The sequence below is a fragment of the Streptomyces sp. NBC_00154 genome, assembly GCF_026342835.1.
Taxonomy (GTDB): Bacteria; Actinomycetota; Actinomycetes; order Streptomycetales; family Streptomycetaceae; genus Streptomyces.
Map to the genome: position 1 here is coordinate 1,088,903 of NZ_JAPEMI010000002.1, position 24,150 is coordinate 1,113,052.

Here is a 24,150-nt window from a genome sequence, read left to right on the forward strand (position 1 = left end):
AGGGACGAGACAGCAGTGGACATGACCAGCAAGGGTCCGGGAGGCTCCCAGCGCTTCCCGGACCCGCCCGAACTGCCGGGCAGCCAGTGGTACGACGCCGAAGCGGGGCCCCTGGTCCGCCCGTACGCCATGACGGGCGGACGGACCGAACCGGGCCCCAACGGCGCGCACTTCGACCTGATCGCACTCGTAGCCGTCGCCGACAGCGCACCGGACAGCTCCGAGGAGCGCCTACTGGGACCCGAACACCGCGCCCTGCTCACGCTGTGCCGCTCCGAGACCCAGTCCGTCGCGGAACTCTCCGCCGACGCCGACCTTCCCGTCGGTGTCGTCCGCGTACTCCTCGGAGATCTGCTCGAAGCCGGCTATGTGCGGGTCAGCCGACCCGTGCCGCCCGCACAACTGCCCGACGAGCGGATCCTTCGCGAGGTGATCAACGGACTGCGGGCGCTCTGAGCCACCGCTCCGGCAGGCGGCCCGAGGGAGCTGACATCGACGCCGTAGCCGGACGGGACACCGGCAGGGCTTCGCGCGAGACCCTGGCCCACCGCGCGGAACGTCCACTCCGCGCCATGCCGGCACACTTCCCCGAGAGTCCTCGCCCTCACCCGTCGTCCACACGTCCCAGTCCCGACCGACCGTGACGACGATCATCCCGGGCACGGCATCGCGCCGTCCGGCTCACCTTGGTTCGTTCTTGTTGACGGCCTTCGCCTCACGCTTTGCGGGATCCGCATCGACTCGCCCCGCGTGCGGGCCGAGTCCGGCAGTTTCTCCGATCCGGACAGCGCGATGGGTACAGCCGCGACAATCGAGAGGTGCCAGGGTTCAGGGCCGTTGCGCAGCACCGCTGTTCCGCCCTTCCTTCCGATGTTTCGGCGTCGGCGGATCCGGGTGGCTGTGGGCAGGACCATTGATCCACTTGCACGGCAACGCTTGCTAGATTGCGCAACTGTGCAACTTCGGGGCGGGGGCGTACGTCTTCCTCCGTGGCAGGCGGAGCGCCGGACGGGCGAGGTGACCAATGACGGGAAGTCACAAGGTGACGGCGGGCTTACAACGGGGCAGTCAGGCGCGGCGCACCGCAACCATGGGGCTGTCGTTCCTCGTCCTGCTCGTCGCGGGCGTCGGCTGGGGCTATCTCAAGCTGACCGGCCAGATCGACACCTTCCGCGCGGACGGGATCTCCGGCGACCGGCCGCCCTCCTCGTCGAACGGGCAGAATGTCCTCGTCATCGGATCGGATTCACGCTCCGGCGCCAACAGGAAGCTGGGCGGCGGCAAGGACACCGTGGGCCGTTCCGACACCGCCTTCCTGCTCCATGTGTACGGCGATCGCCGGCACGCGGTCGCCGTGTCCATTCCCCGTGACTCCCTCGTCGACATCCCGGCGTGCAAGAAGCCCGACGGCGACTGGACCACACCGCAGCACCACGTCATGTTCAACGGGGCGTTCTCGGTGGGGGACACCGCTGAGGGAAACCCGGCCTGCACCCAGAACACCATTGAGCAGCTCACGGGCCTGCGCGTCGACCACACCATCGTGGTGGACTTCTCCGGCTTCGCCGCTCTGACGTCGGCCGTCGGCGGAGTCCCGGTCTGTCTGCCGCAGGACATCTACGAGCGCGACCTCAGTCCGAACCTGCCCACGCGAGGCGCCCTGGTCTTCGCCAAGGGCCCACAGACCGTCTCCGGGCAGCGCGCGCTCGACTACGTCCGCATCCGGCACGGCATCGGCGACGGCTCCGACATCGGACGAATCAAACGCCAGCAGGCATTCATCGGCTCCCTCATCAAGAAGGTCAAGTCCCGGGGCATGAACCCCACCACCCTGTTGCCGCTCGCCAACGCGGCCACCGACGCGATGACCGTCGACCCCGGCCTCGGATCAGCCGACCGGCTGCTGTCGTTCGCCATGTCGATGAAGAACATCGATCTGCGCAACACCAAGTTCGTGACCGTCCCTTGGCGTTACGAGGGCGCGCGCGTCGCGATCGTCGAGACGGACGCCGACGCGCTGTGGGCGACGCTCAAGGCCGACCGCGCGATCGACGACCAGGATGCCGGCGGCAAGGGCAAGAGAGGCCGTAGCGGCACGGGTTCGGCTGATGCCTCGCCGTCTCCCGCCGCCCCGGCCGTGGTCTCCGGAACAGGTATCAGCCTGGCCGTCTACAACGGCACCATCGTCAATGGACTCGCCGCCCGCGCTGCCGAACTGCTGCGCGCCCACGGCTTCACCGTCACCGTCACGGCGACCGCGAGCACCCAGGACCACACGTCGACCGTCATCGAATACGGGCCGGGCCTCCGGAGCGAGGCGGAGACCACCGCGCGACTCTTCACCGGGGCGCGGACCAGGGCCTCGGACATGCCGGGCATCCGAGCGGTCCTCGGCAGCTCGTACGCACAGAATCCGTTGCCCGCCGCGTCCACGACGCCCGGCACGGCTGCGTCCACCGCCGGCGACGGAGTCCGGTCGGCCGACGAAGACCTGTGCACCGACCTCTCCTACGGCTGACCGGCCGGGTTCCACCGACCGTTGCGGAACTGCGGGCGGTCACGCCCCCGTACGGAGCTGCAGCGCAGGGTGCCGAGGCGCCGCGAAGCCGAACGACTCGTACAGAGCGGCGCCGTCCCCGGTGGCATTGAGATTGACGACCGTGACCGGAGTCTCCTCACGGAACCAGGTGAGCAACGCGTCGAGGCACGCCCGGGCGTACCCGCGGCGTCGACGGCGGGGATCGGTGCTGACATTGGAGATGTGCCCGTGCAGTCCGCTGGGATTGGCCGGGCTGGGCGCGTGCACGTCGCACGCGCCGACCGCACTCGCGACGACGCCGAGCTCGGGATCGGCGACCAGGAACGCGGCGAACGCGTCCGGCAGCCGCAGGCGCTCGGAGAACCACAGCGCCGATGCTGCCCGCCATGGCGCGTCGGCGTCACCGGTCTGCATTCCCATGTCGGACAGCATCAGCGCTCGCATCCGCACCAGCGCGGGCACATCGTCGAGGGTCGCGCGACGCACACACACATCGATGTGTTGCAGGCTCATCTGATTCCTCCGTGGATACTCCGCCCTTCAGGGCGGAGAGGAAACGGACTCACTCCTGCGGAGCAGGGCAAGGGCTGGCTGCGATTCGCCGCCAGGGCGGATCGCAGTGCTCTGACCCGCAGGTTGGATCTTTACATGCGGTCGCATTAGGTTGTGAGTGTGGCCACGAAGCATGTGAAGCGGGCGTTCAAGTACCGCTTCTATCCGACGGGTGCGCAGGCAGCTGAGCTGTCGCGCACGTTCGGATGCGTGCGGAAGGTCTACAACCTGGCGCTTGCGGCCCGCACGGAGGCGTGGACGCGGCAGGAGCGGGTCAACTACAACCAGACCTCGGCCCTGCTGACGGCGTGGAAGAAAACCGAGGAATTGGCCTTCCTCAACGACGTGTCGTCGGTGCCGTTGCAGCAGACGCTGCGGCACTTGCAGATCGCGTTCACCAACTTCTTCAGCAAGCGGGCCAAGTACCCGCGCTTCAAGTCCCGCAAGAAGTCCCGCAAGTCCGCCGAGTACACCACCAGCGGTTTCCGCTTCCGGGACGGCAGGCTGACTCTCGCGAAGATGGCCGAGCCGCTGGACATCGTGTGGTCGCGCCCGCTCCCTGAGGGGGCGAAGCCGTCCACTGTGACGGTCTCCGAGGACAGCGCCGGTCGGTGGTTCGTCTCCATGCTGTGCGACGACCTCACCGTCAGGCCGCTGTCCGCCACGGATGCGGCGGTCGGTGTCGATGTCGGTCTGAACCACCTCCTGACGCTCTCCACCGGTGAGAAGATCGCTAACCCGCGGCATGAGCGCACGGACCGTGCCCGGCTCGCGAGGGCCCAACGCACCCTTGCGCGCAAGGCCAAGGGGGACGGCGCCAACCGCAGGAAGGCCCGGCTGAAGGTCGCGAAGATCCACGCCCGGATCGCCGACCGGCGCCGTGACGGCTTGCACAAGCTGACCACTCGGCTCGTTCGTGAAAACCAAACGATCGTGATCGAGGACCTGACCGTGCGAAACATGGTCAAGAACCGGAGCCTGGCCCGCGCCATCAGCGACGCGGCATGGGCCGAGTTCCGCAGCCTGCTGGAGTACAAAGCCCAGTGGTACGGGCGGGAAGTGATCGCGGTCGACCGCTTCTTCCCCTCCTCCAAGCTGTGCTCCGTCTGCGGCACCTTGCAGGGCAAGATGCCGCTGCACGTCCGCACCTGGACGTGCGCCTGCGGCACGAGACACGACCGGGACGTGAACGCCGCACGCAACCTGCTGGCCGCCGGACGGGCGGTGTCGGCCTGTGGAGCTGGTGTAAGATCTCAACGGAGAACTCCGGGCGGGCAGTCGGCGATGAAACAGGAAGTCTCACGGCGCGAGCCGTAAGAATCTCCCTCCCTCAGGAGGGAGAGCGTCAAGAGCATCTCCTTTTCTGTGGACAGCGGTTACGGGCTGGCTGTGCTCTGTCCATACGCGTACAACGCGCGCACCATGGCAGGCAACACGAATTCGAGCGGCGGCAGCAGGACACCGAACGTTGCGTCCACGAGACCGCGGACGAAGCGCCTGCGCCGGAGAGTCGGAGTCACCGCGGCCGGTGCGGCGGGATCCTGCGGCTGCGCTGCTTTCAGACGCCGAGGTCACGGAGGCGTACGTGCTGCGGGGGCGCGTGTCCGGCCCGTGCGGCGAGCTGGCGGACCATCAGCCGTACGACCGTCACCACATCGGGATCGTCCACCAGGTACACCTGACGGCGGCCCTCGCGCCGCGATCGCACGAGACCGGCCAATTTCAGCTTCGTCAGATGCTGGCTGACCGACGGCAGCGTGCCGCCCACCAGCTCCGCAAGACCGGTCACATCACTCTCACCCTGTGACAGCGCCCAGACGATGTGCAGCCGCGCCGGCGTCGCCAGCAGTCCGAACGCCGCGGCCGCCTCCGCCAGCACCTCCGCGGGCGGATCGTCGAAGCCGCCGCCGGCACGTGTCGACACTCTTGCTCTCCTGTCCGCCCGGACTGTCTTCCCACGCCCCGAAGCGACCAGTGTAGGTGCCGGACGTGAAGGCCCCGTGGCCCGACCGCACAACCGCGCCGGGTTCGGGTCTGGCGGGAACCAGGCTCCAATTCGGCTCAAACAGTGATCTCATACGAACACCGAGTGGTCTCTGTCCGGCCACTCCGGTCAAAATCCGATCACGTTGCTCGGGGTGGGGTCGCTGCTTGCCATGCTGTCACCCGTACCGCAGCCCACAGATACCGAACCGAGCCCGGCAAGACGGCTCTGATCTGGGCTTTTCCATCTTGAGGCTCACGGGTGAGAGAAGTGATCGATGCCTTCCGAGGACGCTGACAGAACGGGCGGGGAGACGGTCGAGGGAGCGGCTGATCAAGCCGCGGAGACCGACGCTCTCGCGCTGAAGATATTGGTCGCCGGAGGCTTCGGAGTCGGCAAGACGACTCTCGTCGGTGCGGTCAGTGAGATCCGGCCGCTGCGTACGGAGGAACTCCTCAGCGAGGCCGGACAGTCGGTCGACGACACCGACGGGGTGGATCAGAAGACCACCACGACCGTGGCCATGGATTTCGGGCGCATCACCATCCGGTCCGGCCTCTCGCTGTATCTCTTCGGCACACCGGGGCAGGACCGGTTCTGGTTCCTTTGGGACGAACTCTCCCAAGGGGCCCTCGGCGCGGTTGTGCTCGCCGACACCCGACGGCTCGAAGACTGTTTCCCGGCCGTCGACTACTTCGAGCATCGCAGGATCCCGTTCGTCGTGGCCGTCAACTGTTTCGCGGGAGCTCGCGCCTACGGCGAGCGCGAAGTGTCCCGCGCCCTCGATCTCGACCTGGGGACACCGGTCGTGCTGTGCGACGCGCGCGACCGCGACTCGGGCAAGGAAGTCCTCATCCGCATGGTCGAGTACGCCGGCCGGATGCACACGGCGAGGCTCCTCGACTCGGTGGGCTGACGCTTCCTGCGCGACGTTGCGGATGCAGTGGGCGCTTGCCCGTACGTGAGCTGTGCGCAAGGCTTACGCGCAACGTGGGAACGGGGACACGTACGGGGAACGCATGAGCGGGGAGGAGCGGGGAAATGGCGCTGGACAGGGGACTTGACTGGCTCCTTGACGATCTCACCGGCCGCGTCGAGCACATTCGGCACGCCTTGGTGCTCTCGAACGACGGCCTGGTGACGGGAGCGAGCACGGGGCTGGCACGGGAGGACGCGGAGCATCTCGCCGCGGTCTCGTCGGGGCTGCACAGTCTCGCCCGTGGCTCGGGACGGCACTTCCGGGCAGGAAAGGCCAGGCAGACGATGGTGGAGTTCGACGAGGCGCTCCTCTTCGTGACTGCCGCCGGGGACGGCAGCTGTCTGTGCGTGCTGACCGCGGCCGAGGCCGACGTCGGTCAGGTCGCGTACGAGATGACGCTGCTCGTGAACAAGGTCGGAGAACATCTCGGCGTCACCGCACGCCAGGGCGGCCATGGAGGAGTCAACCGGATCTGACCCTACGGAGCCCATCCGACCTGTACTTTTCGCCCGGCCGTGAGAGTTGTCCACAGGCCGGGCGAAAGTCGTCCCCTCGAGATACCGTGATCACAGAGAGTTACGGAACTCGCGGATCCTCATGGGGGAGGACAGTCATGGCTGTTACGGAAGCAGTGCGTACAGAAGTGCTGTGCGCCGAGGCGGCCGCTGCCACCGACACCACTGGCGGGACGGTGGCAGCGCGACGAGCGGCGCAGGAACTGGGTCTGAAGCGCGGTGAGTTCGAACTTGCGGTGCACCTGGGCATCGTGCGTACCACGGCGGAGCAGGCCGGCGGCAGGCCCAGGGTGGGGCGTGAGGAAATCCACCGGCTCCGGTCCGAGGACGGCTTCCCGGACGCGGTGCGCGAACGGGTTCGTAGGGTGGGCACGGTGGAAGGGGCGCGGCTGCTCGGTATCAGTCCGGTCCGCTTCACCAGACTGGCCCGGGCGGGATGCATCACGCCGGTGACGTTCTGTTTGAATCGGTATCGAGCGGTTGTGTGGCTCTATCTCGCCCAGGAAGTCCTCGGGTTCGCGACCCGGGCTCCTCAACTGCTGGCCGGGAACAGTCCGGTCTGGATGAGGGCCCGGCTGGATGCAGGCACCGACTGGCGGGCGCGCAACTGGCGCGCACAACGGATCGAGCGGGTGCTGAGCCGGACGGAGGATCCCTGGCGGCGCGTGGCAGTGCTCGCCGGCGCGCTGGATGCGGTTCAGCTCGCGGAGGTGGTCGACGATCCGTACGAGCGCGCCTACCTCGCCAAGGTCCGGCCCGAGCCGGTCTTCGGGCCGCCGGGATCCGTCGTCGCCCGGGAGACCATGGCACAGCTGATGCAGGCGGACGATCCGGACGAGATCCTCTGGCGGAGGATCAATCTGATTATGGAGCTGGACGGCGCACGGGCGTCGCGACATGCTCCGCGTCCGGGAGACGACCATCGACCCGTTTCCGTTCCCGTTACCGACTACGATCCCGTGCCCGTCTCCGATCCCGCACCCGGGCTGCTTGCTCGACTCGGTCTGCGAAGGCGCGATACGGGGCGGAGGACGGGTGGGAACGGGCTGCCGGCGAAGACCGTTGAATGATTCGGACACGACGGACACGGTGGATACGCAAGGAGAGAGGTGAGTCGTGGGGGAGAACAAGAGGCGGATGCTGGCCGGCGACTGGTACATCGCGGACGATCTCGAACTGCGCGCGGATACCGAGCGGCGCATCGAACTCTGCGAGGCCTACAACACCGCGGCGCGGGCAACGCCCGCCGAACGGCGGAAGATCCTGGAGGACCTGCTCGGCCCGGTGGGCGCGGATGTCAACATTCGCGCGCCGTTCTACTGCGACTACGGGGCTCGCATCACCATCGGCCCGCGTACGTTCATCAACTTCGGAGCGGTCTTCCTCGATGCGGCGCCCATCACGATCGGTGCCGATGTACAAATCGGCCCGAACGTTCAGCTTCTCACCCCCAGCCATGAGTTGGACACCGAGCGCCGCCGTGCGGGCTGGGAGAAGGCGGACCCCGTGACGATCGGGGACAACGTATGGCTCGGTGGCGGGGTGATCGTCTGTCCCGGCGTAGCCATCGGGGCGGACACCGTCGTCGGCGCAGGATCCGTCGTGACCAAGGACCTGCCGTCGGGAGTGCTGGCGGTCGGCAGCCCCGCCCGAGTCATTCGTACTCTCGACACGGGAGAAGGGGAGCAAGCACCTGCCCGGCGTGACGAATAACGGTTCGCGAACGGCGCCCCGCACCGGCATTGTGTCCTCATGCTGATCAGGGAAGCCACCACCGAGGACTGGCCCGCCATCTGGCCGTTCTTCCACGAAATCGTTGCTGCCGGGGAGACGTTCACCTACCCGCTCGAGCTGGGCGAGGACGACGCCCGCGACTGGTGGCTGCTGAAGGAGCCGAACCGTACGGTCGTGGCGGTCGACGACGACGGGACCGTCCTCGGTACGGCGAAGATGAACAACAACCACATGGGCAACGGCAGGCATATCGCCAGCGCCAGCTACATGGTCGACCCCGAGCACTCCGGTCAGGGAGTGGGCCGGGCGCTGTGCGTGTACACGGTGGAGTGGGCTCGCGCGGCAGGGTTCCGGGCGATGCAGTTCAACGCCGTCGTGGAGACCAACCACTATGCGGTGCGGCTCTACCGCTCACTCGGGTTCGAGATCCTGGGGACCCTGCCCGAAGGGTTCAACCACCCGAAGCACGGGTTCGTCGGACTGCACATCATGCATCGCGCGCTCTGACTCATTGGGGCCCGCTCGTCGGGCCGCCGGCAGGACTTGCTCCTCGGACTGCTCTCGGGTCGGCGGAACAGGTGGTCCGGCGCCATACGCTCACTTCACGCCACCGCTCGACGGGTCGCGGCGCCAGGGGAGTGTCCGGCATGTACCAACCCGAGCTGATGTGGTGACAGTTGTAACCTCGCGTGGCGCATGGGTCGGTTGCGCGGACGGTTATGGAGGGCAGTACTGTGCGCTCCACCGCCATTCGGGCGATGAAATATGTGGAGGAAGAATCCATGACCATACCCAGGAGATCGTGGCGTGCCGCGGGGACATACGCGGCCGTTGCGGTTGCCGGCCTGACCGGCGCGGTCCTCTGCGCCGGACCGGCCGCAGCTCACACCCCCACCTGGGCCGTGACCTGTACTGATGTGAACCTTGACCTGACCGCCTACAACGGTGGCGTCACCAACCAGGTGACCGTCACCGTCGACGGAAAGGACCTCCTGTCCACCGAGACGTTCGGCAAGGAGTTCCACAAGAAGCTCGAGCTGCCTCAGCACGACAAGGAACTGACGGTCCACCTGGTCGTCAAGGCCGGTGACGGCGACCAGTTCTCGAAGGACGAGACCAAGACGGCGCCGGTGTGTGAGGACAACACCCCGAAGCCCACGCCGACGGAGTCCGAGTCGAAGCCGGCCGAGAAGCCGACCACGGAGGCGCCCACCCCGAGCGCCACCCCGAGCGAGAGCTCCCCGGAGACCGCGCCCGCCGCGGCCTCGCCGAGCCCCAGCTCGCCCGACCTGGCCGAGACCGGTTCGTCGTCGGCCACCCCCGTCATCGGTGGTGCGGCTGTCGCCGTGCTGCTGGCCGGTGGCGGCATCATGTGGTCCGTGCGCAAGCGTCGCACCGCACAGCACTGACGTAGCTCAGTGGTCCGCTGGTCCGTAGCGTGGGACCGCGCCACGGACCATGGGGGCGAGGGGCGTGCCGGATCACGCCGCGCGTGGCGGCGCGCCCCTCAACTCCCCTCAACTCGGGCTTTCAGAAGGATCCGCGGACTCCGCAGGGTCGGGCGGCTTCACTGGCGCCCCAGGTTCCGCAGAGCGGGTCGCCTTCCGGACCCGGGCAGCGGAGGCGGATGGTGCCGATGGTCCGATCTCGCACCAGACGGCCTTTCCTTCGCCGCGCGACTCGACACCCCAGCGGATGGCGATGGCATCGAGGAGCAACAGGCCGCGCCCCGATGTCGCCGTTTCGCCGGGAGTTCGCCGCCTCGGCCAGGCACTGGAACGGTCCTGCACCGACAGCCGCACCCGCCGGACGGGTTTCGGAAGGACCTCCAGCGTGAGCACCGCTCCGCCGTCCGTGTGCAGCAGCACATTCACCAGTAGCTCACCGGTGATGAGTTCGGCGTCGTCCGCGAATCCGGCCAGGTTCCAGCCCTCCAGAGCCTGGCGCACCATCGCCCGGGCTTCGGAGAGCCCCTCGGGATCCGCCTGGTGGATGTACTGGTGCAACCGCGGCGCTCGCGGCGACCCCGGATCCGGACTGCGCCGCAGCACCAGTAGTGCGACGTCGTCCCCCGCGCCCCAGCGCTCCCAGAGCCGGTCCGACAGATGGTCGGCCAGCGCCTGCGCGCGCGTGGGACCGGCGCGCACCTCGTGGACCAGTGCACGGACACCCGCGTCGATATCGGCTCCCGGCTCCTCCACGAGGCCATCGGTGTACAGGACGAGCGTTTCGCCGGGCACCAGGTCGAGACGGGTCTCCGGGAACTCCTCGTCCTCGAAGGCGGTGGAGATCCCCAGCGGCAGCCCGCCCCGTACCTGCGGAAGGCCGATCCGGCCGTCCGTATGCCGGATCAGCGGACCGAAGTGCCCGGCGCGGACCATGCGCACGGTCCCCGAGGCGAGATCGACCTGCGCGTACGTACACGTGGCGAAGCGATCCGTGTCCAGTTCGTCGAGGAACCGCGAGGCCCGGGCCAGTACGGTGGCCGGCGGGTGCCCCTCGGCGGCGTACGCGCGCAGGGCGATCCGCAGCTGGCCCATGATGGCGGCCGCGTGGGTGTCGTGGCCCTCGACATCGCCCACCACGATGCCGAACCGGTTCTTCGGCAGGGGGATCACGTCGTACCAGTCGCCACCGACCTGCCGCCCGCTCCACGCAGCGTGGTAGCGCACAGCGATTTCGCCACCCTTGATCTCCTGGATCTGCCGAGGGAGCATCGCCGACTGCAGCCCCGTGGCGAATTCGCGCTCCTCGTCGAAGAGGGTCGCGCGTTGCAGCGACTGGGACACGATTGCCGCAAGCCCCAGACACAGATTGCGCTCGTCGGCGTTGAAGGCCGTGCGCTCGTGGTAGAAGAGCGCAAGCCCGCCCAACGTGCGCGCCTGTGCGACCAGTGGTAGATACGCTGCGGCGCGGAATTTCAACTGGTCCGCGTACGGCTCCAGCGCCGGGTAGCGCCGGGTGAGTGCGCCGACCGAGGTCGCGAACCGTGGCCGGCCACGGAGGATGGTGTCGGCCAGGGGGAATCGAGGGTCGAGATTCCTGGCCGCGACCTCGGATATCGCCTCCGGAGCTTCGCCGCTCAGTGCGATGACGTTGAGCACGTTGTTCTCGACCAGCGCGAGGGCGAGCCCGTCGGCGCCGAGCCTGGCGAGCCCGCCCGGGCCGGTGAGCGCGGCGGTCACATCGTCCACGGTCACCGCGCGCGCCATGGCACTTGTTGTGCGTTCAACGATGCTGGTCTGACGCTGGCGGCGTTTCTCCAGGTCAAGCACGAAGGCCGAATGGGTGATCTCCGCCGTCGCATCCCGTACGACTCCGATGACCCGGTGCGCCCGTCCGTCGTCGCTGCGCAGGACCCGCGCCTGGATATGGGTCCACTGGTGCGTGCCGTCGTCGAGCGGGACCTGAAAGTGGATGCTGTACGAGCTGCGGCTGCCGTTGATGGCCTCGTCGGCCGCGAGTTCCAGCCGGGTCCGCTCCACCGGTTCGAGCCGCTCGAGCAGGGCCCCCGGGCGGGGGGTGAAGGTGTCCGGGTCCACCCCGAAGACCAGCAGGCCGGCCACGTCGATGTCCAGCGTCCGCGCGTCCAGGTCCCACTCGAAGCTGCCCGTGCGATTCAGCGCAAGCCGCTCCGCCGTCCCGGTCTCGCCGTTGTGGCGCCGGTCGAGCTGCACGCGGGGGGAATCGTCGGCGTCTGGCGTCCGGTCATTGTCGGTCATTCCTGCTCCGGAGATCGTCCGGCGGGACTGGCGGGCAGTGCGGCCTGTGTGCGGTGCTCGTATACGCCTCAATTGTCGAACCGGTTCCAGATGACTGCCACAGCTGACGACACCCCCCGGCGCCTCGGACGCCCCTTACCGCCCCTGCCCCGGCCCTCGGCACCCCCTGCTGCCCCACCCCACCACCCACCACGCACAATGAACAGCGGAAGATCGTCCGTGACCGGCGGACGGTACGGCACAGGGGCTGACCGGAGCGCACTCATGAACAACGAAGACCCCGTCCTGCTGCACACCGAGGGCCGCATCCGGCACATCACGCTCAACCGGCCCCGGGCGATCAACGCGCTGACCCACACCATGGTGCTCCGCCTCGACGAAGCCCTCGCCGCGGCGGAACGCGACGACTCGGTCACCGCGGTGCTGCTCAGTGGGGCAGGGGAGCGCGGTCTGTGCGCCGGGGGCGATATCCGCGCCATCTACGAGGACGCCCGAGCGGGCGGCAGCACATCGGTGGACTTCTGGCGCGACGAGTACCGGCTCAACGCCCGTATCGCCCGCTTCCCCAAGCCGTACGTCGCACTCATGGACGGCATCGTGATGGGCGGCGGCGTCGGGGTATCGGCCCACGGCAGCGTCCGTATCGTCACGGAACGCTCCCGCGTCGCCATGCCGGAGACCGGCATCGGCTTCGTACCCGACGTCGGTGGAACCCACCTCCTCGCCTCCGCACCCGGTGAGCTCGGAACCCACCTGGCGCTCACCGGGGACGCGGTCGGCGCCGGCGATGCGCTGCTGTGCGGCCTCGCCGACCACTTCGTCCCGTCCGAGCACCTGGTGGACCTCACCCGGGATCTCGCCGGGAGCACGAGGCCCGCCGAGGTCTTGGCGACTGTGCGGCGGTACGCCACGGCTCCGCCCGTCGGTGAACTGTCCGTGCATCGCGACTGGATCGACGCCTGCTACGCGGCTGTCTCGGTCGAGGAGATCGTCGAGCGGCTCCAGAACAGCGGCGTACCTGCCGCGAAGGAGACCGCCGAAACGATTCTTACCAAGTCGCCCACCGCACTCAAGGTGACCCTCGCCTCGGTACGCGGCGCACGGCGCCTCGGCGGCCTGGAGGCGGTGCTCGACCAGGAATTCCGCGTCTCCTGCGCCGCCTTCACCAGGCCCGATCTGGTGGAGGGCGTGCGCGCCCAGATCATCGACAAGGACCGCAACCCGCAGTGGAGCCCGGCCCGGCTCGCCCAGGTCAGCTCGGCGGAAGTGGCGGGCTTCTTCGAGCCGCTGGGAGCCCGCGAACTCGGCCTCGCCCCGCATGCGAGCTCTCCGTGAATCAGGCTCCACAGGGTCCCCGGCTGCGCTATACGGTGACTCCGCGTTCGACGACCTGCCGGTGGAGGTGACCACCGCTGCTCACCGCGTGGTGATGGAGGCGCTGACCACGCACGGAAGCACGCCCACGGCTGCACCGAGGCGTGAGTGCGCGCGGTCCGGTCCGGCAACAGCGTCACCGTACAGGTCAGTGACGACGGACGGCCGCGCCACACCTCCGGCGGCGGCTTCGGGCTGAGGGGACTGGCTGAACGGGTGAGCCTGATCGGCGGCCGCATCAAGGCGGGCCCGGTTACGGGCGGCGGCTGGGGCGTCGAAGCCACCTTCCCAGCGGCCCCGGCCCATGCCGCGGTCGGAGGGACCCGATGACCTTCCCGGTGCTGATGGCCGACGACCAGGGTTCCGGCGTGATATGTGGCGTTCGACCTCTTGGAGCATCCCGATGCCGGGGACGTCCGGCCGCGTCCACGGGCGGAGCGCAAGCGGCCATCTGTCCTCGTGATTCGAGATAGGTGACAGTTGATCTCGATGGTTGACACCACTGTGGGAAGCGCCGAACCCGTACCGGATTTCCGCCGTGCCCGTTCCTGCGGCCCGCACGGCGCTAGCGTTGGGTCTCATGATCGTATGGCTCAATGGAACCCACGGCGCAGGCAAGACGACGACCAGTGGACTCGTGCAGCAGCTGATCCCGGATTCACGGGTGTTCGACGCCGAGAAGGTCGGCGAGACACTCATGGACATCACGCCGGGGCTGCCCTGGACGGGCAACTTCCAGCACTGGCCGCCGTGGCGGCCGCTCGTCGTCGAGACCGCCCGCCGCGTACTCGACTACACCGGCGGCACTCTGGTGATGCCCATGACTGTCCTGGTCGAGCAGTACTGGCGCGAGATCAGCACGGGCCTCGCCCAACATGCCATTCCCGTACGGCACTTTGTCCTCCACGCTGACCAAGACACCCTCCGCGGGCGCATCGAGGGGGACACTGTTCTTGGCCCCTCCCCATTCCGTCTCGAATACCTTGAGCACTACGCCGAGGCAGCCCGCACGTGGCTACACGGCGAGGCCGAGGTCGTCGACACCACGCACCTCACGCCCACCCAGGCCGCCCTACGGATCGCAGAGGCCGTCAAGAGCTGAGGTCCACCCGCCACGCGAAAGCAGCCGCAGGTGGCAACAAGGAACGATCTTCTGCCAAGTAGAACGCGCGACTCTTAAGGATCATCGAGCTGCGCAGCCTGCCCGGGCTGCGACCAACCTCCTGGACGGAGCTGCCACGCTGCTCGCCCTGGAACGACCGGCGCTCCGGGAGGCTCTGCGCACCATACTGCCCTCCGCACCAGCGAAGTCCCAAGCAGTCGGGACGCACCTGGCTCCACCTCAAGAAGCACGCCTCCACGCCGCTCCGCGATGACGTCGTGGCAGCAGCGGCCAACTATCTCTGATGGCCAACTGTCTTTGAGCGCAGGCCGTTCACCAGAGGTCTTGCCACCGCCTCCGGCCAACTATCGCTGACGGTCACATCCGCACTGCTGCAGAGGGTTGCCGCGCGCTGTCATCTGCACGGAAAGTCGCAGAGGTCCTGTCAGCGGTCGTGGCCAGTCTCATAGAGTCTCCGTCCGACCTGGTGGTACAACTCGGGATCCATGTCGACCGCGACCTCCTCCCGTTGCGCCTGTTCCCGCTCCATGTCTTCTTCCGCCTCTGCGAGAGCCCAGCAGAAGCGAAGGACGTCCCTGGCGGACGAAGGCCGGGCCACTGGGCGATTCAGGGCGCGCGGGCGTTTTGCGGAGGCCGACTCGCAACGGGCGGTGGGCAGGCGGTGTACTCACCCGTATGGCATCTACCCCAGCCCCTCTCGTTCCGGACTGGCCGTACTGCGGTGACGGCGTCACCAGCGGGGACCGCGCCGGCTGCATCGGACGCTCTGTCGACCCGCACCCGTCCTGCCTCGCACACCTCTCCGGCCTCGACCGCGACACCCACCTCGCGAGCCTGAACGCCGGCGACGACATCGACTACCGGGGCACGAGTTTCACCGACCAACTGCTCGACCAACTACTCAACGCCCTCAGCGACCCCACCACAAGCCACCCACGCCTAGGCGACGCCCGCTTCGAGTCGGCCACCTTCACCGGTGATGCCGATTTCGAGTCGGCTACTTTCACGGGCGACGCCCGGTTCCACTTGGCCATATTCACCGGCAACGCCTGGTTCGAGTCGGCCACCTTCACCCGCGAAGCGCAGTTCGACTCGGTCACCTTCACTGGCACTGCCGGGTTCGAGTCGGTCACCTTCAACGGCGCCGCCCGGTTCTACTCGGCCACGTTCACCGGCGAAGCCTGGTTCCTTTTGGCTACCTTCACCGACGCCGCCGTGTTCATCTCGGCCACGTTCACCGACGCCGGGTTCCGGGCGGCCACCTTCACCGATACCGCCGACTTCGGGTCAGCCGCCTTCATCCGCGACGCCCGGTTCGCGTCGGCCACCTTCACAGGCACCGCTCAGTTTCGGTCGGCCACCTTCGCCGGCACCGCCGATTTCGGGTCGGCATCCTTCAACGGCGCAGCCCGGTTCCACTCGGCTTCCTTCACCGGCGCCGCCGATTTCGAGTCGGCCACTTTCGGCGGCACCGCCGATTTCGGGTCGGCGATCTTCACTGGCATCGCCGATTTTGAGTCGGCCAACTTCACCGAAGACGTCGATTTCGGTGCGGCGGTGTTCGAGCGAGCGGCGGAGTTGGGGCCGCTGGTCTGCGGGAATACGGTCTTCCTATCGGGGGCGAGGTTCAGCGGGCCGGTGACGCTGTCGATCGCGGCCCGGCGCCTGGAGTGTCACCGGACGCGCTGGGAATCAACCGCCGCGCTGCGACTGCGCCATGCCGACGTCGACTTCGCGCACGCCGTCTTCGAATACCCCCTGAGCATTGCCGCCGAGCAAGCCTACTTTCGCCACTCCCGTGGAACTCGTGGCTCCGTCGTCCCGGAGGATCTCCTCGCCGGCACAACCGGCTCCGGGGTGAGTATCGTTTCCCTGCGCGGGGTAGACGCCGCCCACCTGGTACTCGCCGACATCGACCTGACGCAGTGCCAGTTCACCGGGACCGTCTACCTCGACCAGATCCGCCTGGAAGGCAACTGCACCTTCGCCATCGTCCCGGCCCGCACGCAATGGCGGCGGCTCCGCCCTCAGCAGTTCACCCAGCGTCGAACTCTCGCCGAGGAACACTACTGGCGCTCCCGTCAGCCCACCGCTGTTCCAGGCTGGCAGCAGGCTGTCCCCAACACCGGGCATACCGAACATGTGGGGCCCGCGCAGCTCGCCCCGGTCTACCGGGCGCTGCGCAAGGCATTCGAGGACAGCAAGAACGAGCCGGACGCGGCAGACTTCTACTACGGCGAGATGGAGATGCGTCGCCACGATCACGACCGGCCGCGCGCCGAACGGGCTCTCCTTGCCGGGTACTGGGCGCTTTCGGGATACGGACTGCGCGCCACCCGCGCCGTGGTGTGGCTGCTCCTCGCGATGACCGGCACGCTGCTTGTGATGATGCTCTGGGGTCTGCCCGCCGACAGCTGGAAGCCGGAGACCGTCGGCATCCTGTCCGGTCGGCAAGTTCGGCTGCCCACCGGGAAGCCCGACCCGGTCAACCCCACGAACGCCCTCCACGAGCGCCTCTCCACCAAGCGCTTCGAGGGAAGCCTGCGAGTGGTGGTCAACTCGGTGATCTTCCGGTCTTCCGACCAAGACCTCACCACCGCCGGCACCTACACCGAAATGGCCTCCCGCCTGACCGAACCCGTCCTGCTCGGCCTCGCTCTCCTCGCCATCCGCGGATATCAAGCGATAAGGGCACTGACCAGCGGGAATGGCCCAGACCCAAGTCCGCCGTCTCATCAACCGGCCACAGGAGGACAGGGTCGGGCGTGGCGGGTGGCATCCGGGGCGGCCGGGCTCGTTGCCCGCGGCCACCCCGGTCGGGTGAGAACGAAGCGGCCCACCGTGAGACGGGCCGCTTCGCAACCGGGCGGTCGGCGCACCAACAGGGGTTGCCTGGCAGGATCGCTGTCCATGAGCTCTGGTCAGTGGAGTACTCACGGGGTCGAGCTGGGGTCCCGTAGCGTGATCAAGCGGTTTCGGGGCGAGCATCGCGAGCAAGCTGAGCGTGAGTGGCGGGCACTGAAGCTGCTTGCCAGGTATGCGCCCGGTTTGGCTCCCGAGCCCTGGGGGGCGGACCTTGAGGCACCGGAGCCCACGGTGGTGATGTCCCGGCTGTCCGGTGAGCCCTTGCGTGGCCGCTCGCTCGACGCCGGGCAAATCAAGGCGCTGGCCGCGACGTTGTCGAGGCTCTATGTCGCGGTGCCGCCTGATGCGCTGGCCGCAGTTCCTCGCCGGCCAGGGCATCATCAGGCCCTCATCGCTCAAATCTGCTCTTGGACGCCGCAGACTCAGGCCCAGGCCGGCGACGAGGTGAGCCGTGCCATGAACCACGGCCTGGCCTGGTTGGCCGACGCGGGCATGGAGACGGCCGTTCAGTCCGACGTCCCACGAGTCTTCGGGCCCGGGGACGGCAATCTCGCCAACTACCTGTGGGACGGCTCCGAGGTGCGCGTCGTCGACTTCGAGGACTCGGGAGTCAGCGATCGAGCCTTTGAGCTGGCTGAGATCACCGAACACGTGGCCACCTGGGTGGACCAGCCCCTCGACATTGAGGCCTTTCTCGAGCAATTCGAGCTGACGGCAGCTGAATCCGTTCGGTTGAAGGACTGCCGTCGGCTCCTCGCCCTCATCTGGCTGTTCCTGCTTTCCTTCGACAAGGGTGACAAGCCGAGGAACCCGCCGGGCACTGCGGAAAGACAGGCCAGCCGCTTGTTGAACCTGCTGGACTGACGAGCGTGCTTGCGGTAGCCGAGGGCGGTCGGCGGCGAGGCACATGTCCGTGACGTGACGCGGTGCCGTCGGGAGGGCATGCCCGCCCACAAGAACGTGGAGTTGCTGGAGCGGACGCACTTGCAAGACATGAGGTTCAAGCGGCAGCTCAGATTATCGAGAAGATCCACGACCGTGCGATCCCGAATGGCGTGCGGCGCCATGGCCGGAGGGGCAGGCGACGACGCGGGCCGTCGCCCAGCTGGCAGCGGAGCAGGAGTCGGCCGACAACCTCGGCAATCGTGCACCGCAGCTGGACACATCCACGATGCATCCGTGGCTTGGGGGAGCGTCCAGAGCCTGTGGGGGAGCGGGCAATACCGGGCCGCGTTCGCCCGGGGCATCTACGCAGCGATTCGCAACCCGGTCGCACTCCCACGCCAGCCTCTCCGACAACAGGTTGGCCGGCAAACTACTCCGCCCTGCACAGTGAGCTCGCGCTGCTTCCCAACTGCGGCGCAGCCCTCGGCTCGCCCCACCCGTGCTGACCTCGCACGTCCAATACCAATGAGTGGGTTCGACCGGCACTCTCGCAGAAGACCGCGGCCCTCAGCGCGAGGCAGAGGGGTCGTCGAGCCAGATCACGATCCCGGTCAGGTCGTTGAGCACGGACGCGACGCCTGCCCTGATGGCGGCCGCGCAGCGCTCGGTGGAGAACGAGTCGGGGTCGTACGTCGAGGACATGCCGAGCCCTTCGCCACGGAACGACGCACCGGACCAGTCGACCGCCGTGACGTTGTGGGTGGGCTCGGCCAGCTCCGCGCCTACGACGAGGAACTGCTGGGACAGGTGGTTCGGGGTGACCACCGCGAGGGGGTCGACGAGGTCGTTGCCTGCGCTGACGATAAGGTCCGGGCTCATCTCGAGGGCCCTGGCAATGCTGGGAACGAGGTCGGATGTGCCGTCGGCGGTCATCGTTCTGAGGTCGACGTGCTCGTCCCCGGCCCAGTCCTGGACCGCCGTCACGAGAGTCCTGGTCGGGCGCTCGTCACCCGAGGTGAGCAGGACGACACGGTAGTCCTTCGGCGGGTGGACCCCGGCCCAGGAACCGGGCCGCGGTGTGGCGGTCCCCTCCGGGGCGGGTGGGGAAGAGGGGTCGACGAACCCCGGACCGAGCGTGCCCACGGGAGTGGGCCGTGGGTGCGGCTGTGACCAGTCGTCGCCGGAACTGCATCCGGTGACCAGCGCGGCGGCCGCGGCCAGCGCGGCAGCGGCCCGAAGCAGGGAGCGCAAGGCGATTGTCCTCCGAGTGGTGGCGGATGGTGCGTCTACATCCTGCTATCGCGGTTGGTGCCGCCTACCTCCGCAGGTGTCGTTATCGCGATTGTTGTTCCACAGTTCGCCGGCCGCCCGGGTCGTGTTCACCCGTGACGCGCACCGTGCACTGGCAACTGAAGGAGCAACATGTCACAACGAGTCCGCCGGACCGTCGTCGGGATCACCGCGGCCGTGATCGCTTTCCTGAGCGCCGGACAGCCGGCGTCCGCCCACGGGTTCACGTCGACCGCGTATGTCGACGTCGCCGAGGGCAACGAGGGTCATATACGGACGAAACTAGGGCTCGAATACGACCTCTTCGTCGTATCCGCCGCCGACTACGAGGACGACGACCCCCTCTTCGAGACGGGAAACGCCGCGTTCGAAACAGGTGACAGCAAGGAACAGGCCGCGGCCCTCAACGCCCATGCGGAGTCGGCCGTCAGATACGTGACCGAGCGCTTCTCGGTCACCTCGGACGGCAGTACGTGCACGCCGACACGGGTCGGCGACTTCACGATCGGCCGGCATGAGGGCGTGCCGTACGCCGATCTGCTGCTCGACTGGGCGTGCTCCGAGCGGGGCGACGACCTCGAGGTGCGCAGCGGGCTGTTCCCCGACGCCGAGACGTACGTCAAGGGCACCAAGACGATCGTCACCTACGAGCTCGACGGCCGCTCCGGCAGTGCCGCACTCGACGCCGGTCACCCGTCCTTCTCGATCGGTCAGGCCTGGTACGAACGGTTCTGGGAGTTCTTTCGCCTGGGCGCCGAGCACCTGCTGACCGGGGTCGACCACATCCTGTTCCTGCTGGCACTCATCGCCGGGTCACGGCGCCTGCGCGAGATCGTGCTCGTGGCAACGAGTTTCACCCTGGCGCACTCGGTGACCTTCATGCTCGCCGCGCTCGGTCTGGTCGACGCGCCCGCCGGCATCGTGGAGCCCGTCATCGCGCTGTCGATCGCCGTGGTCGCCGGCTGGCACCTGTGGCGGCTCTGGCGGCGCCGCGGCCACGCGTCCGACCTTGAGACAGCAGGGCGCGGCCACTTCAGCCTGGACCGTGCGGGCTGGACCCGCCTCGGGGTCGTGTTCTACTTCGGCCTCGTGCACGGCCTGGGCTTCGCGGGCGCGCTGGGGATCGACGCGGCGTGGTCATGGACCCTGCTGTGGTCCCTGCTGGTGTTCAACGTCGGCATCGAGACCGTGCAGTTGGCCATCATCGCCGCCCTCTTCCCGCTGCTGATCGTGCTGCGCCACCGGGCTCCGACGGCCGGCCTCTGGGCGACCGGCGTGATCTCCGCCGGCGTGTCAGCCATGGGGCTGGTGTGGTTCGTGCAACGGACGTTCGGGATCTGAGGCCGATTCAGGTCCCGCGAGATGTTCAGACAAGTCGGAGACGGCATTGGTCGCGGGTTAACCATGTGAAGGAATCGTAAGGGTCTCCATTCCGTGCACGCATGTGCGTTAAAGGAACAAAAAACCAATGAAATCGAGCACTAAGAGACAGGCTCCCGGGTCTGTACGGCGCCGCGCGGCCACTGGGGCCACAGCGGCATTCCTGGGCTTGGCCGTAGCCCTCGGCGGCGGCACGGCGTCCCCCGCCGCTGCCGCCGAATCCGCCACGCTCACCGGCGTCATACTCGGCGTGGGCGCCAACGAGACCCAGCGCACCGTGACCTGGTACTCCTCGGCCGACACCGCGCAGAGGCTCCAGGTCGCCCCGACCACCGCGCTCGTCAACGGCGAGTTCCCGGCGGACGCTGCAAACTTCGACGCCACCGGCGCGGCAAACATCGCGACCAGCGGCGGCTTCAACCGCCACGCGACGATCACGGGCCTGAAGGAGCACACGGCGTACTCCTACCGCGTCGGCACCGAGGGTAACTGGTCCTCGACCTACTCCTTCAAGACGCAGGACTTCGAGGGCGACTACGACTTCCTGTTCTTCGGCGACCCGCAGATCGGCTCGTCCGGCAACCTGGGGCAGGACCAGGCCGGTTGGCAGGACACCGTGGACGTCTCGCTCGCGGCAAACCCCAACGCCGAACTGCTGCTGTCGGGCGGTGACCAGGTCGAGTCCGCGAACACCGAGTCCCAGTGGAACTCCTTCCTGGCCCCCGACAAGCTCCGCCAGTACCCGTGGGCACCCACCATCGGTAACCACGACGTCGGCGGCAAGGCGTACGAGCAGCACTTCACCACCCCGAACACGGACCGCTCGGGCCCGCTGTACTCCAACGGCAACCCGGCGTCCAACACGTCCGGCGGTGACTACTGGTACATCTACAAGGATGTGCTGTTCATCAACCTCAACAGCAACAGCTACGCCACCTCGCAGGGCGGCGGCGGTGACGCGGCGCACATCAAGTACGTGACCGACGTCATCAACCAGCACGGCGCCGAGGCCAAGTGGAAGGTGCTCACCTACCACCACGCGATCTACTCGCCGGCCTCCCACGCCAAGGACAACGACAACAAGGTCCGCCGCGTCGACTTCTCGGGCGCGTTCTCCAAGCTCGGTGTCGACCTGGTCCTCCAGGGCCACGACCACAGTTACTCGCGCAGCTACGAGATCAAGAACGGCCAGAAGGCGAACCCGGACGAGAAGCCCGGCGCCGCTGATCTGTACCCCGGTCCCGGTGGCGTCATCTACGTGACCGCGAACTCCGCTTCGGGCTCGAAGTACTACGACATCACAAAGCCGGACAGCAGCGGCACCAGCGGTGCCGGCAACGGTGCCGACCCGCAGAACCCGAGCAACTACTGGTACAACTCGGTCCAGAACCAGGAGCACGTCCGCACCTACGTCAAGGTCGAGGTGCGCAGCGACAAGCTCGTCGTCGAGGACATTCGCAGCGGCACCTGCGCGGCCCCGAACTCCGAGGTCGAGCAGGGCATGTCGTGCACCAACACCGACGCCGGCCAGCCTGTCGGCTCGACCGTCGACAAGTTCCAGGTGCACCCGAACCACGGCACCGGCCAGGACCTCCAGGTCAACGTGCCGAACCCGGCCCCGGGCGAGTTCGGTTGGACGATCGACGGCTACAACGGCCTGGTGGACCTCGGCACCGCGCAGGAGCGCAACGGTGACCACTTCGAGGCCTCCGGCAAGATCAACCCGATCACCGTGTCGGACAACCGCCGTTCGCTCGCCCCGTGGTCGATCTCGGCCAACGTGGGCGACTTCAAGGACGGCGACAAGACGTTCTCCGGCTCGTACCTCGGCTGGAGCCCGTACGTCCTCGACCAGGGCGCCGGCGCCACCAGCGGCGAATCGGTGGCCTCCGGCTACGAGGACAACGGCACGGGCCTGTCCGTCTCCCGCGGTCTCGCCCACGCCGACCAGGGCCACGCCCGTGGTGGGGCCAAGCTCGGCGCCGACCTGGGTCTGAAGATCCCGGACAGCGTTACCAAGGGTGGCTACCGCGCCACTCTGACGATCACCGCACTGAGCAGCTGATCGACCCGTCCGAACCTGGCGGGACGGGGCACCTACCGGTGCCCCGTCCCGCCTGAAGTTCCAGGAGAACCCCGACATGCACCCGCCCGTCCCGCGCCGGAAGACCACCGCCAGCGCGCTCGTTCGTACCGCCACCCTGGCCCTGCTCATGGCCCTCGCGATCGTCGGCCTGCGGGTCGATCCCGCCCTGGCAGACAACGGCGACGTCACCTGGACGGTCAGAACGGCCGCGAACGGGTACGGCGACGACCGCTCCAGCTTCAGCTACGGCGTCAACCCCGGCGGCAACGCCGAGGACGCCATGGTCGTCGCCAACCACAGCAAGTCCCCGCTCGAACTCGCTGTCTACGCCGCCGACGGCTTTACCACCGGCACGGGCCAACTCGATCTGCTCACCAAGGACAAGAAGTCCGTCGGCATCGGAGCCTGGGTCCACGCCGACCGCGACAGCGTCGTGATCAAGCCCGGCAAGTCCGCCAAGATTCCCTTCACGGTCGCCGTTCCGGACAACGCCACGCCCGGCGACTACGTGGGTGGCATCCTCACCTCTCTGCGGCAGCCCGACGAAGCCGAGGGCATCAACGTGGACCGGCGCCTCGGCATCCGGGTCAAACTGCGGGTCAGCGGCGAGCTCAAGCCGAAGCTCGCGATCGAGGACCTCCACGTGGGCTACGCCGGGTCGTTCAACCCGTTCGCCAAGGGCGACGCCACCGTCACGTACACGATCCACAACACGGGCAACGCCATCCTGTCGGCCAAGCAGGCGGTATCGGTCTCCGGCCCGTTCGGGTGGCTGCGGTCCGCAGCGGGCGACATCACCCCGCCGCCGGAGCTGCTCCCCGGTGAGAGCTGGAAGGTGAAGGCGCCCGTTCACGGCGTGGCGCCCGGGGTCAGCCTGGCCGCGACCGCAACCCTGACACCTCTGCTCACCGACGCGTCGGGCTCCACCAGTTCGCTCAAGCCGGTCCAGGCCACCGCGCACGGCTGGGCCGTCCCGTGGACGCTGTTGCTGTCGGTCGTCGTGCTGATCGCAGCAGTCGCCGGGGCACTCGTTCTTCGGCGCCGAAACCGCGTACGGCGCAAGGCGCGTGAGGACGCCCGCGTACGGGACGCGGTCGAGCAGGCGCTCCGCGACCAGTAGCC

At 68.0% G+C, this 24,150-nt stretch carries 20 protein-coding genes and 2 pseudogenes; 16 read left to right on the plus strand and 6 right to left on the minus strand.

All coding sequences use genetic code 11. From position 1 onward, the window contains the following. Positions 1–21 precede the first annotated feature (21 nt). On the plus strand, positions 22–456 hold the full coding sequence (locus OHA03_RS41490) for a DUF742 domain-containing protein (RefSeq protein ID WP_267009120.1): 435 nt from the start codon (positions 22–24) through the stop codon (positions 454–456). A 32-nt stretch (positions 457–488) separates the two neighbouring features. Here the strand turns inward: OHA03_RS41490 and OHA03_RS47925 are convergent. Both OHA03_RS47925 and OHA03_RS41495 read right to left on the minus strand, forming a co-directional pair. After that, positions 489–590, minus strand: a pseudogene (locus OHA03_RS47925) (chemical-damaging agent resistance protein C); the annotation flags it as partial. 129 nt (positions 591–719) lie between these two features. Beyond that, a pseudogene (locus OHA03_RS41495) lies at positions 720–848 on the minus strand (twin-arginine translocase TatA/TatE family subunit); the annotation flags it as partial. 242 nt (positions 849–1,090) lie between these two features. On the opposite strand from OHA03_RS41495, the gene OHA03_RS41500 reads away from it, so the two are divergent. Beyond that, positions 1,091–2,518, plus strand: a complete 1,428-nt coding sequence (locus OHA03_RS41500; protein WP_267009653.1) for an LCP family protein — start codon at positions 1,091–1,093, stop codon at positions 2,516–2,518. A gap of 39 nt (positions 2,519–2,557) precedes the next feature. Here OHA03_RS41500 and OHA03_RS41505 read toward each other — a convergent pair whose 3' ends face one another. Further along, positions 2,558–3,052, minus strand: coding sequence for a GNAT family N-acetyltransferase (locus OHA03_RS41505; protein WP_267009121.1), 495 nt, complete (start codon positions 3,050–3,052; stop codon positions 2,558–2,560). 159 nt (positions 3,053–3,211) lie between these two features. Here OHA03_RS41505 and OHA03_RS41510 point away from each other — a divergent pair, with 159 nt between their 5' ends. Beyond that, on the plus strand, positions 3,212–4,408 hold the full coding sequence (locus OHA03_RS41510; protein WP_267009122.1) for an RNA-guided endonuclease TnpB family protein: 1,197 nt from the start codon (positions 3,212–3,214) through the stop codon (positions 4,406–4,408). Positions 4,409–4,649: 241 nt separating this feature from the next. Here OHA03_RS41510 and OHA03_RS41515 read toward each other — a convergent pair whose 3' ends face one another. Continuing rightward, positions 4,650–5,015 (minus strand): metalloregulator ArsR/SmtB family transcription factor, encoded by a 366-nt coding sequence (locus OHA03_RS41515; protein WP_267009123.1) that lies wholly within the window; start codon positions 5,013–5,015, stop codon positions 4,650–4,652. Positions 5,016–5,352: 337 nt separating this feature from the next. On the opposite strand from OHA03_RS41515, the gene OHA03_RS41520 reads away from it, so the two are divergent. From OHA03_RS41520 to OHA03_RS41545, 6 genes are all read left to right on the plus strand, one after another. Next, entirely contained in the window at positions 5,353–5,991 is a 639-nt protein-coding gene (locus tag OHA03_RS41520) for an ATP/GTP-binding protein (protein WP_267009124.1), read from the plus strand. 125 nt (positions 5,992–6,116) lie between these two features. Further along, positions 6,117–6,530, plus strand: a complete 414-nt coding sequence (locus OHA03_RS41525) for a roadblock/LC7 domain-containing protein (protein WP_030932976.1) — start codon at positions 6,117–6,119, stop codon at positions 6,528–6,530. A gap of 137 nt (positions 6,531–6,667) precedes the next feature. Then, positions 6,668–7,639, plus strand: a complete 972-nt coding sequence (locus tag OHA03_RS41530; RefSeq protein ID WP_267009125.1) for a DUF6397 family protein — start codon at positions 6,668–6,670, stop codon at positions 7,637–7,639. Between the two features lie 46 nt (positions 7,640–7,685). Further along, complete coding sequence (locus tag OHA03_RS41535; protein WP_267009126.1) at positions 7,686–8,282, plus strand: sugar O-acetyltransferase; 597 nt, start codon at positions 7,686–7,688, stop codon at positions 8,280–8,282. Between the two features lie 39 nt (positions 8,283–8,321). Then, a complete protein-coding gene (locus OHA03_RS41540; protein WP_267009127.1) occupies positions 8,322–8,810 on the plus strand; it encodes a GNAT family N-acetyltransferase in 489 nt (162 codons plus the stop codon). Positions 8,811–9,085: 275 nt separating this feature from the next. After that, the gene (locus OHA03_RS41545) at positions 9,086–9,712 is read left to right on the plus strand and encodes an LAETG motif-containing sortase-dependent surface protein (protein WP_267009128.1); all 627 of its coding nucleotides are present in this window, start codon (positions 9,086–9,088) and stop codon (positions 9,710–9,712) included. Positions 9,713–9,820: 108 nt separating this feature from the next. Here the strand turns inward: OHA03_RS41545 and OHA03_RS41550 are convergent, their stop codons facing one another. Then, on the minus strand, positions 9,821–12,025 hold the full coding sequence (locus tag OHA03_RS41550) for a SpoIIE family protein phosphatase (protein WP_267009129.1): 2,205 nt from the start codon (positions 12,023–12,025) through the stop codon (positions 9,821–9,823). A 264-nt stretch (positions 12,026–12,289) separates the two neighbouring features. Between OHA03_RS41550 and OHA03_RS41555 the strand changes: the two genes are divergently transcribed. From OHA03_RS41555 to OHA03_RS41570, 4 genes are all read left to right on the plus strand, one after another. Beyond that, positions 12,290–13,360, plus strand: a complete 1,071-nt coding sequence (locus OHA03_RS41555; protein ID WP_267009130.1) for an enoyl-CoA hydratase/isomerase family protein — start codon at positions 12,290–12,292, stop codon at positions 13,358–13,360. Between the two features lie 147 nt (positions 13,361–13,507). Beyond that, complete coding sequence (locus OHA03_RS41560; RefSeq protein WP_267009131.1) at positions 13,508–13,729, plus strand: hypothetical protein; 222 nt, start codon at positions 13,508–13,510, stop codon at positions 13,727–13,729. A gap of 250 nt (positions 13,730–13,979) precedes the next feature. Continuing rightward, positions 13,980–14,501 (plus strand): ATP-binding protein, encoded by a 522-nt coding sequence (locus tag OHA03_RS41565; protein WP_267009132.1) that lies wholly within the window; start codon positions 13,980–13,982, stop codon positions 14,499–14,501. Positions 14,502–15,197: 696 nt separating this feature from the next. Further along, entirely contained in the window at positions 15,198–18,251 is a 3,054-nt protein-coding gene (locus OHA03_RS41570) for a pentapeptide repeat-containing protein (protein WP_267009133.1), read from the plus strand. Between the two features lie 588 nt (positions 18,252–18,839). Here the strand turns inward: OHA03_RS41570 and OHA03_RS41575 are convergent. Beyond that, positions 18,840–19,523 (minus strand): hypothetical protein, encoded by a 684-nt coding sequence (locus tag OHA03_RS41575; protein WP_267009134.1) that lies wholly within the window; start codon positions 19,521–19,523, stop codon positions 18,840–18,842. 171 nt (positions 19,524–19,694) lie between these two features. On the opposite strand from OHA03_RS41575, the gene OHA03_RS41580 reads away from it, so the two are divergent. The 3 genes from OHA03_RS41580 to OHA03_RS41590 all read left to right on the plus strand — a co-directional run bounded on the left by OHA03_RS41580 (position 19,695) and on the right by OHA03_RS41590 (position 24,148). Then, positions 19,695–20,903 carry a HupE/UreJ family protein gene (locus OHA03_RS41580; RefSeq protein ID WP_267009135.1) on the plus strand — a complete coding sequence of 403 codons (1,209 nt, stop codon included), beginning with the start codon at positions 19,695–19,697 and terminating at the stop codon, positions 20,901–20,903. A gap of 127 nt (positions 20,904–21,030) precedes the next feature. After that, complete coding sequence (locus OHA03_RS41585; protein WP_267009136.1) at positions 21,031–23,007, plus strand: metallophosphoesterase family protein; 1,977 nt, start codon at positions 21,031–21,033, stop codon at positions 23,005–23,007. A 76-nt stretch (positions 23,008–23,083) separates the two neighbouring features. Further along, the gene (locus OHA03_RS41590; RefSeq protein WP_267009137.1) at positions 23,084–24,148 is read left to right on the plus strand and encodes a DUF916 domain-containing protein; all 1,065 of its coding nucleotides are present in this window, start codon (positions 23,084–23,086) and stop codon (positions 24,146–24,148) included. The last annotated feature ends 2 nt before the right edge of the window (positions 24,149–24,150 follow it).